This is a genomic window from Nocardiopsis terrae (genome assembly GCF_014651695.1).
Lineage (GTDB): Bacteria > Actinomycetota > Actinomycetes > Streptosporangiales > Streptosporangiaceae > Nocardiopsis > Nocardiopsis terrae.
Genome location: NZ_BMXJ01000001.1, coordinates 292,466 through 308,198 on the forward strand (window position 1 = coordinate 292,466; position 15,733 = coordinate 308,198).

Below are 15,733 nucleotides of genomic sequence, written 5' to 3' on the forward strand. Positions count from 1 at the left end.
CCGTGCGGAGCGGGCACACCGCTCAGGCCGGACACGGGGCCGTCATGGGGGCAACGACTGCGACCCGTCCGGTTGTTCCCGGCCGACGCCGTACGGGCCGCAGGGACCCGTACGGCGGCCGTGACGCTACTCCTCGTAGACGTGCGGCGCGAGCGTGCCGATGAACGGCAGGTTGCGGTACTTCTCGGCGTAGTCGAGCCCGTAGCCGATGATGAACTCGTTGGGCAGGTCGAAGCCGATGTACTTGACGTCGAGGTCGACGTCGAAGGCCAGCGGTTTGCGGACCATGGTGCAGATCTCCACGGACTTCGGGCCGCGCGACTTCAGGTTGCCGACCAGCCAGGAGAGGGTCAGCCCGGAGTCGATGACGTCCTCGACGATCAGGACGTCGCGGTCCTTGATGTCGGTCTCCAGGTCCTTGAGGATGCGCACCACACCCGACGAGGTGGTTCCCGCCCCGTAGGAGGAGACGGCCATCCAGTCCATGGCGACGGGGCTGTGCAGCGCCCGTGCGAGGTCGGCCATGACCATGACCGCGCCCTTGAGCACCCCGACGATCAGCAGGTCCCTGCCCGCGTAGTCCGCGTCGATCCGCGCTCCCAGCTCGGCCAGGCGCGCCTTGATCTCTTCCTCGGTGACCAGGACCTTCTCCAGGTCCTGACCCATGTCCTTAGCGTCCACGCTCACTGTCCTCGCTGCTGGTTTCCCCGTTTGCGGCAACCAGGATAAACGTGTCGAACGAGGCCATGGTGCCCGACACCTGGACCGGAGGCTCCGGTTCAGCGTTCGAAGAGGATCCTGCCGGCGGCCCGGCGCCCCCGGATCCCGCCGGGCAGGTCGATGTGGGCCTGCCCCCGCCACTCGGTGACCAGGCGATCCAACTCACGTACGTGGCGTGCGTTCAACGCGCTGGCCGGACAGCCCGCCTGGAGCGCCGCACGGTGCAGCACCCGGGAGCGCAGGGAGGGTTCGGCGCGCTCCAGCGGCCCCACCGCCAGGTCCGTGCCCTTCCCGCCCGCCAGGGCCCGCCCGTGCAGGTCCGCGGCGAGCGAGTCCAGGGTGTCGGCGTCCGCGCGCAGCATGCCCGCGGTCCTGGCCAGGGCGGCGGCGATCCCGGGGCCCAGGGCCTTCTCCAGCGCGGGCAGCGCCTCGTGGCGCACCCGGGAACGGGCGAAGCGCGGGTCGTGGTTGTGCGGGTCCTCCCAGGGGCTGAGCCCCATCAGGGAGCAGGCCGCACGGACCGTGGCACGGTCCAGGTCCAGCAGGGGCCGCAGGTAGCGGCCGGTGCGCGGGGCCATCCCCGCCAGGGAGCGGGCGCCCGAGCCCCGGGCAAGGCCGAGCAGGACCGTCTCCGCCTGGTCGTCGAGGGTGTGGCCGAGCAGGACCACCGCGGGTGCGTGGGCGGCGGCCGCCTCCCCGAGCGCCCCGTAGCGGGCGCGCCGTGCCGCAGCCTCGGGTCCGCCGCTGCCCCGGACCCGCACCGCGGCGGTCCGGACGGGGTCCAGACCGAGTTTGCGCAGGACGTCCGCCACGGCCTCGGCACGTTCGCCCGAACCCTCCTGGAGGCCGTGGTCGACGGTGACCGCTCCCGCGGCCACCCCCGACCGGGGGGCCTCGAAGGCCACCGCGCCGGCCAGGGCCAGGGAGTCGGCACCGCCGCTGCACGCCACCAGGGCGGTGGTCCCGTCGGGCAGCTCGGACAGCACCCGCCGGACCGCCGAACGGACGGCGGCCACGGCGGGGGGCGGCCCGCTCACTCGGTGATGGCGGCGGGGCGCACGATCCGCTCGATCCACATAGAGGGGTTGCGGATCTCCTCAAGCGTGGGCAGCGTCTCGGGCGAGGTCCACACCTTGTTGAACTCGGCCATCCCCACCTGGGCGACGACCTGCCGCACGAAGGCGGCGCCCTCCTCGTACTGCTTCATCTTGAGGTCCATGCCCAGGAGCTGGCGCATGATCCGGTCGATGGGGTTGACGGTCCGGCGCCGCTTCTGGAAGCGCTTCCGGATGGTCTCGACCGAGGGCACGACCTCCGGACCGACGGCGTCCATCACGTAGTCGCCGTGCCCCTCGGCCAGGCTCATGACCGCGGTGACCCGGTCCATGAGCGCTTTCTGCTCGGGGCTCTGGAAGGCGGTGAGGAGGTTGCCCTCGCCACCCCGCACCGCGTCGGCCACGGCCTCGCCCGCCTGCCGGAGGCGGTCGATCAGGTCCGAGGCGTCCATCTCCGTGGAGAGCAGGAGTTCCTGCATGAGCTCCTGGACGTGCGCCCGCAGCCACGGCGTGGCCGTGAACTGCATCCGGTGGGTTTCCTCGTGCAGGCAGACCCACAGGCGGAAGTCACGCGAGTCGACGTCCAGCTCACGTTCGGCGCTGACGATGTTGGGGGCCACCAGGGTCAGGCGCCCGGTCGGCGAGCTGCCGTCCGGGTCCGGCGGCAGGAAGAGTTCGTACTGGCCGAGGACCCGCCCGGCCAGGTAGGACAGGACCGCCCCGAGCTGTACCCCGGTGATCCGCGAACCGACCGCGTTGGTCAGGTTCCCGGCCGGGCTGTTGTTCAGCCGGTCGGCGCCCATCTGTTGGAGCACGGGTTCGAGCACCACCCGAAACCCGTCGACGTTGGCTCGAATCCATCCCGGGCGGTCGACGACGACCGCCGGCCCGGAGGGTTCGAGGGGGTTCATTCCGGTGAATTCGCGCACATGCCCGGCCGCCACGGTGGAGAGCTCGCGCAACTGCGCCACGGCCTGCCGCGCGTCGGACAGGTCCACCTGCGGCCCAGGGCGCACGAGGCGGACACCGGTGTTGACGGCTACGTCCCAGTCGATCACAGTCACACCGCCAGCCTACCCACGCCAAGCCCGGCGGCACGGGGATCAGGGCTCTATTTCAGGGCAGGTCCGGGGTCAACCCCGAGAAGGACCGAAAGAGATCCCACCCCCGAGGCCCGCTCACCCAGCCGCGAGAGAACTCCCCTCCACCTGAGTCACGGAGGAGCACCCTCCCGCCCACCTGAGCCACAGGGGAAGCACCTCCCCACTCACCGTCACCCCAGGGGGTGTTCTTTCGTTCGGGCGCCGCCAGGGTTCTGCAAGACGAGTCAAGCCGTCGGCGAGGAACGAGCCAGGCGCAGACGAGGATGAAGAATCCCTGGCTTATTGGGCGCCCGAACACGGGCCGAAGCGAAGCGGAGGCCCAAAAGATCAAGAACACCCGCACTGGCTGAGTGCGGCCGCCAGGGTGTCCAGTTGGGGCCCGGAGGCGCCTGGGCTGTTGGCCATCAGGGCGAACACGAACACGTTGCCCTCCTGGTCGTGGATGGTTCCGGCCAGGGTGCTCACTCCGTTCAGGGTTCCGGTCTTGCCGCGGACCATTCCTGCTGCGGCGCTGGAGCTGGAGTACTCGGAGTAGCGCCCGGCGAGGGTTCCGGTGGAGTGGGCGGTGGGCAGGCCCGTGATGGTCGCGTTGAGCCGCGGCTGCTCGGCGGCCGTGGTGACCAGTTCGACGAGGGCGCGGGGTGTGATGCGGTTCTCGGTGCTCAGGCCGCTGTTGTCGGACAGGCTGACCCCGTCGATGCCCAGGGAGTCCATCGTCCGGTGGGTGGCGGTCGCGGCCCCGGAGGCGTCGGGTTCCTCCCCCAGTTCGAGTGCGGCGATCCGGCCGAGGGACTCGGCCATGTTGTTGTCGCTGGCCAGCATCATGTGCTCGACCAGGGCGTGCATGGGCATGGAGTCGACGGCTGCGACCGGGTCGCCGGCGGCCTCCTCCTCGGTCGGGGTGCCGTCGACGGTCAGCCCGGCCTTCTCCAGTTGGTCGGCGAAGGCCTCCGCGGCGGCGAGGGGCGGGTTCGGGGAGCGGGTGGACACGTCCGGGTCCACCCGGCCGCTGTCGATCATCAGCGCGTGGATGGTGGCGGTGCTGCCTTCGGTGACGTAGTTGGGTTTCCAGCCGGGCGCGGTGTCCGGTCCGGTGAAGTACGAGTCGTCGTACCCGACGGAGACGGTGTCCGGGCCCGGGTCGGCGAGGGCGGAGGCGGTGTCCTCGGCGAGCTCCTCCAGGGTGGCTACCTGCGGGTAAGCTGCGGAGTCGGCGGTCGCGGTCAGCGTCACGTCGCCCTCACCGCGTAGCACCACGCGGTTCTGCGCCGGGTCGAAGTAGGCCTCGGTCCGCAGCACGTGGTCGGGGCCGACGGCGTCCAGGACGGTGACGGCCGTGGCGATCTTCGTGGTCGACGCCGGGGTCACCGGGGCGTCCGCGTCCCGTTCGAAGAGCGTCTGTCCTGTTGCGCCGTCAATCACGTAACCGGAGAGGCCGTCCCCGAGCCCGGAAGCCGACATGGGATCATCAAGAACGTCCGCGATCCGATCCGGGTCCGCCGGGGTCGGGGCCGCGGGTGCAACCGCCGCCACGCCGTCGGCGTGCGTGACGGGGTTGGGCACCGCCGGAAGCGGCCGTGCCTCGATCACGTCCAGGGCGACGAACCCAGTGATCAGCACGAATATGTTGAGCAGGGCCAGCGCGAGGAACGCCTCGCCTCGTACCCGTCGCACCCGGGGCACCTGCCCTTCCTTCGGTGTCGCGGCCTGACGTTGTAGTTATACGGCGACATTAGTCGCATTGGGAGCCGAGATCAGCATGGAATTCGACGTTACGATCGAGATCCCCAAGGGGGAGCGCAACAAGTACGAGGTGGACCACGAGACAGGTCGTATCCGTCTCGACCGCATGCTGTTCACCTCCACGACCTACCCCGCCGACTACGGTTTCGTCGAGGGGACGCTCGGCGAGGACGGCGACCCCTTGGACGCTCTTGTCCTGCTCAAGGCTCCGACTTTCCCGGGTTGCCTGATCCGGGCGCGTGCCATCGGCATGTTCCGCATGCGTGACGAGGCGGGCGGCGACGACAAGCTGCTGTGCGTTCCGGCGACGGACCCGCGCCAGGAGCACCTGCGTGACATTCACCACGTCAACGAGTTCGAGCGCCTCGAGATCGAGCACTTCTTCACCGTGTACAAGGACCTTGAGCCCGGCAAGTCCGTGGAGGGCGCCAGCTGGGCCGGCCGCCACGACGCCGAGCAGGAGATCATCGCCTCGGTGAAGCGCGCCGAAGAGGCCGGTACGCACGGTGACGCATCGCACATCACCAGCGAGGGCAAGTAACCGGCAGCACCACACCCGTCTCGGTGTCTCGTAGGGCCCGGCAGGGGTTTCCCGCCGGGCCTTCGCCGTACCCGCGATGCCCGGAGCACCCTCCGCGCCGCCTCCGACGGCTCTGCGGGCAGGCCCGGGGGATCACAGGGCTCCGGTGCTCCGGGAGGCCCCCGCCCCCACTTCCCGTCCGGGGTCCCGGGCGAGCGCGTATCCGGCCAGCGCGAGCACCAGGAGCGCGCACAGCACGGCGAGGGCGACGGGCAGCGCGGCCAGCAGTCCGCGTGAGACGTGCGGGGCGTCGGGGGGCAGCGGGAAGCCGTCGCGGCCGAAGCGGTCGGCCCGTGCCGCCACGTGCGTTCGGTAGCCGTCCAGTTCGGGGCCGCACATCGCCTTCAGCACCCGCATCCGGACCAGGTCCGTCCTCTCCGGCAGCGCGAGGGCGGGCGCGTCGTCCGCGGGGGCCACGCGTGCCCGGTGTCGTGCGCACTCCGCTTCGGCCAGCGCGTGCAGCCACTCCCCCAGCCGTTCGGCGTCCGGCAGCCGCCGGATGTGCGCGTGGGCGGCGATCAGGGTGTCCCTGAGGACGACGTGCGCGGCGTCCCTGTCACGGAGAACCAGGATGCAACGCCGGTACAGCTCCTCTCCGTAGGCGTCGAGGAGCCGCACGTACGCGTCTGCCGACGGGGTCTGGCCGGAGCGCAGGGCGTGCAGAAGATCCTGGTCCGTCATAGCCCTAGAATCTACGCCGCGCACGGGACGGTGCTCTCCGGTTTGTCGAAAGACGCACCGTTCACCCGGAGTGGCGCGGGGGGTGTCGGCGGCCCGGAGCCGTTGGGTCCTGCGGGCCCTGCGGGGGTTCCGGTCCCCCGGGCGGCTCCTCGGTCCCCTCTCCGCCGGCGTCCCGGCCCGGTTCGGGGAACAGGGACCGTGCGTACCGTGACCGCGCCCACAGGAGCACGTGGGTGAGCACGGTCAGGAAGGCCACCAGCAGCGCCGCCTCGGGCCCCAGGAAGCCGAGCGCCATCACACCGGCGGTGACCACGACGAGGGCGCGCACCAGCACACGTGCCCACAGCCCCTGGGCCTCCGGGTTCAAGGCTGCCCTCTGGGGACGGACGGCTGCACGGCCACTCCTGTCACTACGGCTGTACTGGGGGATGGGGCCCGGTCCGGCGGACACGCCGTGTTCTCGGGATCCACATGTCACCACCACCGGACGCCGCCCGCAACACGTTCCGGACGTGCGGGTGAGCGGTACGACACGCACGATTCCCGGCGTTCGCTTGACTCACCACCGGCTTTGCTGGTCTCCTTACCTTCATGTATCCGCGCACCCGCACCGACGCCACGGCTCGTACGACCCCCGGGGTCTCCTGCCACCTGGCCCGTGCGGCGTGTCCGTGTTGTCGTCACTGAGTCGTAGCCGAGGGGTCTTCGTCGACCGACCCCGCACGACCGGTCCGTGAGCGGCCTCCACCGTCCGGTGTGAGGGGCCTGCGAGCGGCCTACACCAGGGTGATTCTCCCCTCCGAACGCCCGTTCGGAGCGACTGGCCCTGCCGCCCCGGCACCCCCGGGGTTCCCTGACGACATCCTCGCGGCCCCTGGCGTCAGCCCCGGCCGCGTACACGTGAAGGATCTTCTCACGATGCCCCAGCAGGCCTCCGCCGTGACCGCCGTTCGCCCCGACCCGACCGAACGCGCCCCCCACCCCCGTGCCACGACCGTCTCCCTGGACGGGATCGGTGACGTGGTCGACGCCGGACGCCCCTCCGGCTACGCCCACCTGGGCGGACTCCGGCTGCCCACCACCGGCCAACTGGTCGCCGCCGCACGCGGAGCCGCCTCCGCCCTGCGCCGGCCGACCCTGTGGCCGACCCGGCGCGGACGCTGGCAGCCCGCGCCCCGCAGTGCCCGACGGCACGCCAGCGGCCGTTTCCGGGTGACCGCCGTGGCCCTGGAACCGAACAGCTTCGTGCCCGGCCCGACGCCGCGCTCCGGCCGCCCGCACACCATGGAGGTCCTGCACCTGGTCAGCGGGAAGGCTCACCTGATCACTTCCGGCCCCGACGGCCAGATGCGTTCGGCCGCCGAGCTGGCCGTGGGACGGACCCGCGTGGTGGGCGACGTCGGCGCCCCCGGCCGGGGCCACCACCATCTGGTCAACACCGGTGACGAGGTCGCCGTGCTGGTCCGGGTGACCGCCTGATCCAGGGGCGCACCGCACCGACCGCTCACTCATGGTCCGACCGTTCCGGTGCCGCCGCGCGCAGCGCGCCGTCCACGGCCTCGACCGAGCGCAGGACCCCGGCGGTGCGCCGCCCCTCGGCGAGGTAGGCGTTCATGACCTGGTCGAGGGCGTGCGGTGACAGATGGTCGCGTAGGTCCACACGGGCGGTGCGGTACCCCTCCCGGGCCGCCTCCAGGGTGGCGAGGACGTACTGGCGGGCCAACCGGGAGAGGGCCACGGGGTGGCGCCGTAGAACCCCGTGCAGGCGGTAGTCGGCCGGCACCTGGTCGAACAGCCAGTCCAGGGCCGTCTGTTCGAAGGAGTCCGACCCGGGCGGGTGCACGCTCGCGGGCCAGTCCGACGTCAGGGGCTGATCGGGCATGTCCCACAGCATACCCGCCATTCGAAAACACGTTCGATACCGAGTGCCGGGACACGGAGCCGCCCGGCCGTGCGGGGACGTCCGATCAGCCGGGGCCGTCGGACTCGGCGGAGACGTCCGACCCCTCGACCGGCCCGGTCGTGTCGGACTCCTCGGCCGCCCTCTTCTCCAGTTCCACCCGGAGGGCCTGTTCCGCCGCGTCCACGGCGGCGCGGGCGGTGATCGCGTTGGTGTGCGCCCGGTCCAGCTCCTCCAGCAGGATGCAGTCGAACGAGACCCGCGCATCGTGGATGGCGGCTTCCAGCTGTCGTGATGCCTCTTCCAGACTCATGCCCCTCCCCTACCCCAGAAATCGGCACCTGCACACACCCGCCCCGGTCCGCTTCGGGCAGGTGGCGGCAGGGTAGGTCACTGGTCGGACCGCAGCACGCCGACAACGCAGGAGCGCCCATGGTCTACTTCATCCTCGTCCTGCTCGCGATCTGGCTGATCCTCGCCATCCTCGGCATCGTGATCAAGGGACTGTTCTGGCTCGCGGTCATCGGCGGCATCCTGTTCGTCGCGACCGCGGTGTGGGGCTGGCTACAGAACCGCCAACGCCTGTGACCCCGGCCCGGGGCCCGGTCCGGGCCCCGGCCGGTCGCCCGCCCCGCGCTCCGGACGGTCCGGTTCCGGGGCTGCTTCGGCTCAGGGCTCCAGAGCCGGACGGCCTCCGCCGCCCAGGCGCCGAACGGCCCTGCGGGCACGCCCCTCATCGCCGTCCAGGCGGACCCGGACCAGCCGGACCGCCTCGTCGTCCCGTCCCAGCGCGAGCAGGTTGCGCACCCGCGTGCGCAGTTCCTCGGGAAGCTCGTCGGAGTTCCGTGGAGCGGGGACATAGCCGCCCACCTGGGAGTCGGGCACCGGTTCGGGGGGCGGTTCCGGTTCCGCCACCGGAACGCGCTCCTCCATGTGGGCGAGGACGCGGCGCAGAGCGTAGGAGCCGCCCCCGAGAACAATCACAGCGCCCATCAGGGCAAACAGCATGAACATCAGACTCATAACGCCCACCTACCCATACTTCGGACACGGCAGGCGCAACACCGATACACGCAGAGTAATCATTCCGCCAAGGGCGGCCTACCCGGGCCCTCCCGCCGGAACATCCTCGGGCAGCAGCGTCTGAAGCTCCGCCACGTCGAGGCCCTCCCCCGCCAGGGCCGCCGCCTCGATCCGCCGTGCCTGCCGGGTCGCACTCGCCTCGAACAGAGCGCGCACCTCGTGCCCGTTGCCCTCCGAGAAGCGCTCGACGTCCGCGCCGACCAGCACCGACAACCTCCCGCGGGTCTCCTCCGGAACCAGGAAGCCCGCGCCCTCGGCCATCCCCGCGAAGATCTCCACCAGCTCCCCTCGATCACAGGGGGCGAAATCCACGGTGCGGGAGAACCGTGCGGCCAGCCCCGGATCACCCGCCAGCAGCCCAGCCGTGTCCCGGGGACGGACCGACACGATCACCACGACCTCGTCGCGGTACTCCTCCATCAGCCCGACGAGGGTCTCGGCCGCCCCCCGCGCGCTCCCCGGGCCCCCGGCGGGCCCCCCGTCGGACTCACGGGCCCCGGTCACGAACAGCACCCCGCCGCGCGCCCGCTCGAACAACGCCCGTGGCCGCGGTACCGCCCGCCCCCGGGGCGCCGGCGCCCCCGCCAGGTCCTCCGGAGCCGCCTCCACCACGTGCCCCCGGCCCAACACCCCCAGGGCGGCCAACAGCCCTCCGTAGATACGGGCCACCGTGGTCTTACCGGTCCCGGACGGCCCCGAGAACACCAGGTGCGGCGACGGCCCCGACCCGCGCCGACGGGCCGCCGACAACAGGTCCACGACGGCCCCCACCTCACGTTTGGCCTCCGTCAGACCCACCATGCCGTCCAGGTCCGCCAACAGGGCCGCCACCCGGGAGCCGTCGCCCGGCCCGCCCCCGAGCCCGGCGAGCCCCGCCGCCACCTCACCCTCCAGGTCGGCCGGCAGGACCCGGGTGAGGTCCTCCACCGTCTGGTAGGCGCCCGTCACGATCCGGTCGGCCTGGGCCCGGCGCACCTCCTCGAACATCCTCCGCACCTCCCGGGCGTTACCGAAGGCCTCGTCGCGCCGCTGCCCCGCGAAGTGCCGGACCAGGAGCTCGTGCACCCCCTCACCGAGGAGGTAGCCCTGCTCCCCGGCCATCCCCTCGAAGAGCCCGCTGAGTTCCTCCGGGGAGTAGTGCCCGAACTCGATCATGCGCGCCACCCGTGACCGCAGCCCCGGATTCTCCTCGAGGAAGGAGCTCATCCGGCCGGAGCCGCCCGCGAGGACGACCACGACTTCCCCCCGCAGGTCCCCCATCAGCCTGACGAGGGTGTCGACGGCCTCCTGCCCGCAGGCCCTCCCGCCGCCGGACCCCGCCAACAGCTCATCCGCCCCGTTCACGAACAGCACACCGCCCCGGGCCCGCTCCACCAGGTCCGCGGTTCGGCGTGCCGTCCCGCCCTGGTGCTCAGCCACCAGGTCCGCCGGTGACGCCTCCAGGAACTGGCCCTTGCGGAGCAGCCCCAGCGAACGCAGGATCTCCCCGTACAGCCGCGCCACCGTGCTCTTCCCCGTCCCGGACGGCCCCGAGAACACCAGGTGGCGGCTGACCTTGAGCGCTGGCAGAGCCGCCTCGACCCGTTTCGCGCTCACCTGCTGGAAGTTGACCAGGGAACGGATCTCCTTCTTCACCCCGTCCAGCCCGGTCAACCCCTCCAGTTCGGCCAGCAGCGCCTCCAGGGGGCGGGACCGGGCGCGCAGGGCCCCGTCACCCGCAGCCGTGGCCCCGCCACCCGGGGGTTCGGCCGCACCCGCGGTCCGGGCGCTGACCCGGTCGCCGTCCCCACCCCGGTTACCGCTGAAAGTGGTGTCCTCCAGGTACACCGAGGCGTTGTCGGCCGCCCACAGGCCCTCCTCGTCATTGCCGGAGACGGTGCACCGCACCAGGCGCACCCGACCGCCGTCCTCCACCATGAGGCCGTCGCCCCGACCGTCCCGGACCGCGGTGTCCTCCAGCGCGGCGACCCCGCCCTCACCCACCCGGACACCGCGCTCCCCGCTCCCGCACAGGGTGGAGGAGCGAATCGTGACGTGCCCTCCCTGGACGTAGACCGCGTCCTCCCCGCAGTCGGACAGATCGGCCTGGTGGAGTTGGATCTCGGTGCCGTCGAGGATGTTCAGGCCGTCCTCCCGGGCGTCGCGCAGCACCATGCCCCGCACCGTGATCGTGGCGTCCTCACGGCTGTGGATTCCCGAGCCCACGTCGTGGCCGACGATGTCCTCGAAAACCCCCCGGCCGCCCAGCACGATGGCCATCGGTCCGTGCCAGCGGCTGACCCGGAGGTCGCTCACCTCGAACCGGGAGCGGACCGAGGCGATCGCGCCGCGCTCCTCCTCGCTGCTCTGCGCGACGGACATCCCCGTGACGGCGGCCCTGGCCCCGTCCGCGACCAGCAGGGCGGCCTTCCCGATCCGCGTACACCGGAGGTCGGTGATCTCCGCCTCGCCACCGTCGACGAACACGGCGTCGGCGGCGACGCCCTGCAGGGTCAGCCCCCTGGCGGTGAGCCTGCCGCCCTCGATCGCCACCCCGGTGCGGGTGGCATCGGTGATCTCGCAGTCGTTCAACGTGCTCTCGGAGTCACCGTGAACGAAGAAGGCGTCGGTGTCCTCCTTGCGGGAACCCTCCACCACCATGCGGGTGAAGGTCGCCCTGGAGCGCTCGTAGACCCGGACCGGCCAGTCGTAGGACCCGGTGATCCGCAGGTCCGTGAACTCCGGCCGCGCCCGGTCCCGGACGTAGACGCCGCCCCCGTCGACCAGGGCGCAGTCGGTGAACTCCGGGGAGGCGTTGGCGACGTAGAGGGTGTGCCAGTCCTCGTGGGCACCGGTGAAGACCGTCCCGCTGATCCGCGGCGAGCAATCACCCTGGACGGCGATCACCGCCCCGGCGAAGTAGCAGTCCCGCACGCTGCCCTCACTGCCGTCCCACAGCAGTCCGCTCTCCTCGAACCGGCAGCCGACCACCTCGGCGCGGGCGCCCACCACGTTGACCCTCCTGGAGGCGGTGAAGACACAGTCGTCCGCCTTGAACCGGGCGCCTTTCTGCACGTACACCGGCGGGTACTCCTTCGAGGAGCTCCGCACCCAGACCCCGTGGAGCTCCAGCTCCCCGCCCGCGTGCACGTTGAACACGTTGGTCTCGTTGGCCGCCACGACCGCCACCGACCCGGCTTCCTCGGTCGGCACCACGACCACACGCCGCTGCACCCCGATGACCTGCGACTCCACGTACTCACCGGGCTCCACGCACAGGCGCAGGGCCGCCCCCGGATAACGGTGTTCCCGGATCGCCTGCCCGAGGGAGGGGCTGGCGGCGGGGTCTGTCTTCGAGACGCGGACTGTGATCATCCATCGGCTCCCAAGGGGGGGTAGCGGCCCCGGCGCCGCGCCGGAGGGTCTGCGCTATGTACCGTATCCACCTCGTCCGCCGGGAATCCGGGACGGCGCACACGCCTGTGGCCAGGGTCGGTCAACCTGCCCGGGCGGCGGGTCGTTCCCGGTCGTGATACCCCTTCGACGCCCTCCGGTCCCAGCATCCGGAGCGCGGTCGCCCCAGGCCTCTTCCCCGGTGGTGCCGCCGCCCCCGCCGAGCCCGTCCGGTCACGTTCTCTCCTAGGAGCTTTCGGACCACGCCGCCGTTTCGGGCCGGCGTCGCCCGGCCCCTGGCGTCGAGCACCCGGACTCCGGCGTCGTGCCCGTCCCGGAGGCGGGGGACCAGGAACCGCGGGAACCCCGCGAACGCGTCAGGCCCGCCCGGATGGACCGGACGGGCCTGATGTGGCTGAGCCGCCTATCGGAATCGAACCGATGACCTATTCATTACGAGTGAATCGCTCTACCGACTGAGCTAAGGCGGCACATCACCACGTGGTGCACGTGGCGAAGCAGGAACCAGTCTAACGCCTCCGCCGAGTGGCGCGTACCAGTCTCCCGGGCTCCCGGGCGCCGCGCCTACCCGGCCGCCTCCGCCAGATGGTCCGCGCAGGCCATACCGTCCTCGGGCACCGCCAGCTCCAACAGGTACTCGTCGACCATCGTGTCCACGCAGTGGTCACCCATCCGGTAACCGGTGTGGCCGTCGCCGTCGCGGGTGACCAGGAAACCCGAGTCCAGCTGGGAGGCGAGCGCCTCGGACCAGGCGTAGGGGGTGGCGGAATCACGCGTGGTGCCCACCACCATGATCGGATCGGCGCCCGCGGCGTCGAGTTCACCGGGCGGGGCCACCGCCTCCTGCGGCCAGAACGCACAGGCCAGCGCGCCCCAGGCGAGCATCGGGCCGAACACCGGCGATTCCTCGGCCGCGTCGGCCGCCGCCTCCGCGTAGGCCTCCACATCCCGGGGCGCGGCCGAGTCGGAGCAGTTCACAGCGGTGAGCGCGGCGGTCGAGTTCTCGTACTTGGCGGTGTCACCGCGCCCGTACAGCTCGTCGCCGAGCAGCAGCAGGCCGGTGCCGTCGCCCTCCTCCGTCGCGTCGGTGAGCGCCTCCCGCACCATGGGCCACCGGTTCTCGGTGTACAGGGCGGCGACCACACCCAGTTCGGCGCGGGCCCGGTTGACCTCGCGGCCGTCACCTGTGATGTTGCTCAGCGGTTCCTCCCCGGCCGCCGCAAACAGTGCCTCCAGTGCGGCGATCCCCTCGTCGACGCTGGTCCCCGGGCCGCCGAGCGGGCAGTCCGGCCTGTCCAGGCAGTCCTGGACGAAGGAGCGCAGCGCCGTCTCGAATCCGGTGGCCTGTTCCACGCTCACGCTCAACTGGTCCTGGCTGGGGTCGACCGCGCCGTCGAGCACCAGCGCCCGGACCCGTTCCGGGAACTGCTCGGCGTACCGCGCACCGATGTGCGTGCCGTAGGAGGCGCCGAAGTAGCTGAGCTCCTCGTCGCCGAGCAGCCCGCGCAGCACGTCCATGTCGCGGGCGACGTCGGCGGTGCCGATGTTGCGCATCAGCTCGGGGGCGTTCTCCTCACAGGCCTCGACGAAGGCCCTGTTGGCGGCCTCGATCTCGGCCAGCCCCTCGGGGCCGAGGTCGGCGAGGTCGTCGGCACCCTGCTCACCGCCGTAGTCCGCACCGAGGAACTCGTCGATCTCCTCGGCGTCCAGACAGGTCAGCGGGGTGCTGCGACCGACACCGCGCGGGTCGAACCCGACCACGTCGAAACTCTCGCGGACCGCCTCGCTGAACTTGTAGGGGGCGTGGTCGACGAAGTCGTAGCCGGAGCCGCCGGGACCGCCGGGGTTGATCAGCAGGGAGCCGATGACGTCGTCTCCGGTGGCGGGGAGCCGTTTGACCGCGATCTCGATCCGTTCACCGGCGGGGTCCTCGTAGTCCAGCGGCACCTCGAAGACCGCGCACTCGCTTCCGGGAAGGCCGCTCTCGCAATCCTCCCAGACGAGTTCCTGCTCGGTGGCGTCCGCGCGGACCCCGCCCCCGCCGCCCTCGGGCGCGTCCTCACCCGCCGTACACCCGGAGACCAGCACCGCCCCGACGAGCAGTACCGCCAACGGACCCCGAACCCTCGTGCCCACCCGTAACCGCCTTCGCTCGAATCCCGTAGCCGGACCATTCTCCCGGGGGCCGACCCCCGGCCGAGCCCCGACCCCTAGCCGGACAGGAGTGCGGAGGTCATCGCCTCCATGGCGATCTGCGGGTGGACGTTGGCCGCGATCCGCTCCCGGCAGGCCATGATCGCGTCGATCCGGCGGAGCGTGGACTCCGGTGTACCGGATCGTGCGATCCTGTCCAGGTCGCCGGAGCGCTCGGCGGTGGACAGCTCCACCGTCGCACCCAACTGGAGGGCGAGCACGTCCCGGTAGAAGGCGGCCAGGTCGAGCAGCGCCCGGTCGTAGGAATCCCGTTTGATCCGGGTGGCCCGGCGCTTGTGCCGCTCGTCCAGGTCCTTGAGCGCCCCCGCGGCCCCACGGACCGCCCTGGCCACGCCCTTGCCCGTCGAACCCTCACCGAAGGCCGCCTTGAGCTCGCTCCTCTCCTTCTCGTTGAGGGCTGTGGTGAGCGCCTTGGACTCCTCCTCGGCGATCTCGTAAAGGCGCGCGGCCGCGGTGACACAGGCGCCGAGGCCGTCGAGCCGGGCCGGGATGGACAGGACCTCCTCCCGGCGGCGGCGCGCTTCCGGGTCGGTGGCCAACTGCCGGGCCCGGTCGACCCGTCCCGCGGCGGCGCGGGCCGCGGCCTCGGCCGCGGCGGGGTCCACCCCCTCCCGCTGGACGAGGGCGTCGACGATCTGCCGGGTGCCGGGGGTGGCCAGGGTGACCAGGCGGCAGCGGGACCGGATGGTGATGAGGAGGTCGTCGGGGGTGGGCGTGCACAGCAGCCACACGGTGCGCGGCGAGGGTTCCTCCACCGCTTTGAGGAGGGCGTTGGAGGCGGCCTCGGTGGCGCGGTCCGCGTCCTCGAAGAGCACGATCCGGAAGTTGCCGCCGGAGGGTTTGGAGCCGGCGCGGAGCACGAGGTCACGGGTGGCGGCCACACCGAAGCTCAGGCCGCTGGGCCGCACGTAGAGCATGTCGGGGTGTGTTCCGGTCAGCACCTGGTGGCAGGAGTCACAGTGCCCGCAGCCCCCGTCCCGGCACTGCAGGGCGGCGGCGAAGGCCCGCGCGGCCTCCTCCCGCCCGGACCCCGGGGGCCCGGTGAACAGCCAGGCGTGGGTCATCCCTGCGCCGGTTCCGCCGGCGAGGAGGTCGGACGCGCCGGCGACGGCGCGGTTCAGCTGTGCGCTCGCCGCATCCTGGCCGACGAGGTCGTCGAAGACCGTCAAGCTTGCCCCCCGAGCCGCGTGGAATGTCTGCTCCCAGGATAGGAGCCCCCGATGACACCCGAACCGTTTTCCACAGGCCCTCTCCCCCGTTG

At 71.8% G+C, this 15,733-nt stretch carries 15 protein-coding genes and 1 tRNA gene; 3 read left to right on the forward strand and 13 right to left on the reverse strand.

All coding sequences use genetic code 11. From position 1 onward, the window contains the following. Positions 1 to 126: 126 nt before the first annotated feature. From hpt to dacB, 4 genes are all read right to left on the reverse strand, one after another. Complete coding sequence (gene hpt, locus IE195_RS01390) at positions 127 to 681, reverse strand: hypoxanthine phosphoribosyltransferase (protein ID WP_191267020.1); 555 nt, start codon at positions 679 to 681, stop codon at positions 127 to 129. 98 nt (positions 682 to 779) lie between these two features. After that, entirely contained in the window at positions 780 to 1,757 is a 978-nt protein-coding gene (tilS, locus tag IE195_RS01395) for a tRNA lysidine(34) synthetase TilS (protein ID WP_191267022.1), read from the reverse strand. Continuing rightward, on the reverse strand, positions 1,754 to 2,833 hold the full coding sequence (locus IE195_RS01400) for an Rv3626c family coenzyme F420 biosynthesis-associated protein (RefSeq protein ID WP_191268037.1): 1,080 nt from the start codon (positions 2,831 to 2,833) through the stop codon (positions 1,754 to 1,756). The genes tilS and IE195_RS01400 overlap by 4 nt, the downstream gene beginning before the upstream one ends. A 372-nt stretch (positions 2,834 to 3,205) precedes the next feature. Continuing rightward, positions 3,206 to 4,561: a D-alanyl-D-alanine carboxypeptidase/D-alanyl-D-alanine endopeptidase gene (dacB, locus tag IE195_RS01405; RefSeq protein ID WP_191267024.1), complete on the reverse strand. Its 1,356-nt coding sequence runs from the start codon at positions 4,559 to 4,561 to the stop codon at positions 3,206 to 3,208. 76 nt (positions 4,562 to 4,637) lie between these two features. On the opposite strand from dacB, the gene IE195_RS01410 reads away from it, so the two are divergent. Next, complete coding sequence (locus IE195_RS01410) at positions 4,638 to 5,162, forward strand: inorganic diphosphatase (RefSeq protein WP_191267028.1); 525 nt, start codon at positions 4,638 to 4,640, stop codon at positions 5,160 to 5,162. Between the two features lie 132 nt (positions 5,163 to 5,294). Here the strand turns inward: IE195_RS01410 and IE195_RS01415 are convergent, their stop codons facing one another. Continuing rightward, positions 5,295 to 5,882: an RNA polymerase sigma factor gene (locus IE195_RS01415; RefSeq protein WP_191267031.1), complete on the reverse strand. Its 588-nt coding sequence runs from the start codon at positions 5,880 to 5,882 to the stop codon at positions 5,295 to 5,297. A 61-nt stretch (positions 5,883 to 5,943) separates the two neighbouring features. After that, complete coding sequence (locus IE195_RS01420) at positions 5,944 to 6,249, reverse strand: hypothetical protein (protein WP_191267034.1); 306 nt, start codon at positions 6,247 to 6,249, stop codon at positions 5,944 to 5,946. A gap of 551 nt (positions 6,250 to 6,800) precedes the next feature. Here IE195_RS01420 and IE195_RS01425 point away from each other — a divergent pair. Continuing rightward, entirely contained in the window at positions 6,801 to 7,361 is a 561-nt protein-coding gene (locus IE195_RS01425; protein ID WP_191267038.1) for a hypothetical protein, read from the forward strand. A gap of 25 nt (positions 7,362 to 7,386) precedes the next feature. Here the strand turns inward: IE195_RS01425 and IE195_RS01430 are convergent, their stop codons facing one another. Both IE195_RS01430 and IE195_RS01435 read right to left on the reverse strand, forming a co-directional pair. Then, the gene (locus tag IE195_RS01430; RefSeq protein ID WP_191267040.1) at positions 7,387 to 7,776 is read right to left on the reverse strand and encodes a hypothetical protein; all 390 of its coding nucleotides are present in this window, start codon (positions 7,774 to 7,776) and stop codon (positions 7,387 to 7,389) included. 73 nt (positions 7,777 to 7,849) lie between these two features. Then, the gene (locus IE195_RS01435) at positions 7,850 to 8,095 is read right to left on the reverse strand and encodes a hypothetical protein (RefSeq protein ID WP_191267043.1); all 246 of its coding nucleotides are present in this window, start codon (positions 8,093 to 8,095) and stop codon (positions 7,850 to 7,852) included. 119 nt (positions 8,096 to 8,214) lie between these two features. On the opposite strand from IE195_RS01435, the gene IE195_RS01440 reads away from it, so the two are divergent. After that, positions 8,215 to 8,370, forward strand: coding sequence for a hypothetical protein (locus IE195_RS01440; protein ID WP_191267045.1), 156 nt, complete (start codon positions 8,215 to 8,217; stop codon positions 8,368 to 8,370). Between the two features lie 81 nt (positions 8,371 to 8,451). Here IE195_RS01440 and IE195_RS01445 read toward each other — a convergent pair whose 3' ends face one another. From IE195_RS01445 to IE195_RS01465, 5 genes are all read right to left on the reverse strand, one after another. Next, positions 8,452 to 8,805, reverse strand: a complete 354-nt coding sequence (locus IE195_RS01445; RefSeq protein ID WP_191267047.1) for a hypothetical protein — start codon at positions 8,803 to 8,805, stop codon at positions 8,452 to 8,454. Between the two features lie 78 nt (positions 8,806 to 8,883). Continuing rightward, positions 8,884 to 12,219 carry a right-handed parallel beta-helix repeat-containing protein gene (locus IE195_RS01450; protein WP_191267049.1) on the reverse strand — a complete coding sequence of 1,112 codons (3,336 nt, stop codon included), beginning with the start codon at positions 12,217 to 12,219 and terminating at the stop codon, positions 8,884 to 8,886. Between the two features lie 436 nt (positions 12,220 to 12,655). Further along, positions 12,656 to 12,728, reverse strand: a tRNA-Thr gene (locus tag IE195_RS01455). A 94-nt stretch (positions 12,729 to 12,822) separates the two neighbouring features. Further along, the gene (locus IE195_RS01460; RefSeq protein WP_191267051.1) at positions 12,823 to 14,394 is read right to left on the reverse strand and encodes an alpha/beta hydrolase; all 1,572 of its coding nucleotides are present in this window, start codon (positions 14,392 to 14,394) and stop codon (positions 12,823 to 12,825) included. A 74-nt stretch (positions 14,395 to 14,468) separates the two neighbouring features. Continuing rightward, positions 14,469 to 15,641 carry a DNA polymerase III subunit delta' gene (locus IE195_RS01465; protein ID WP_191267054.1) on the reverse strand — a complete coding sequence of 391 codons (1,173 nt, stop codon included), beginning with the start codon at positions 15,639 to 15,641 and terminating at the stop codon, positions 14,469 to 14,471. Positions 15,642 to 15,733 lie beyond the last annotated feature (92 nt).

What these genes read in the sequence shown, in the direction of transcription:
- IE195_RS01410 (WP_191267028.1), top strand. Translation starts at nt 4,638, where the DNA reads ATGGAATTCGACGTTACGATCGAGATCCCCAAGGGGGAGCGCAACAAG.
- IE195_RS01415 (WP_191267031.1), bottom strand. Translation starts at nt 5,882, where the DNA reads ATGACGGACCAGGATCTTCTGCACGCCCTGCGCTCCGGCCAGACCCCG.
- IE195_RS01425 (WP_191267038.1), top strand. Translation starts at nt 6,801, where the DNA reads ATGCCCCAGCAGGCCTCCGCCGTGACCGCCGTTCGCCCCGACCCGACC.
- IE195_RS01430 (WP_191267040.1), bottom strand. Translation starts at nt 7,776, where the DNA reads ATGCTGTGGGACATGCCCGATCAGCCCCTGACGTCGGACTGGCCCGCG.
- IE195_RS01435 (WP_191267043.1), bottom strand. Translation starts at nt 8,095, where the DNA reads ATGAGTCTGGAAGAGGCATCACGACAGCTGGAAGCCGCCATCCACGAT.
- IE195_RS01440 (WP_191267045.1), top strand. Translation starts at nt 8,215, where the DNA reads ATGGTCTACTTCATCCTCGTCCTGCTCGCGATCTGGCTGATCCTCGCC.
- IE195_RS01445 (WP_191267047.1), bottom strand. Translation starts at nt 8,805, where the DNA reads ATGAGTCTGATGTTCATGCTGTTTGCCCTGATGGGCGCTGTGATTGTT.
- IE195_RS01450 (WP_191267049.1), bottom strand. Translation starts at nt 12,219, where the DNA reads ATGATCACAGTCCGCGTCTCGAAGACAGACCCCGCCGCCAGCCCCTCC.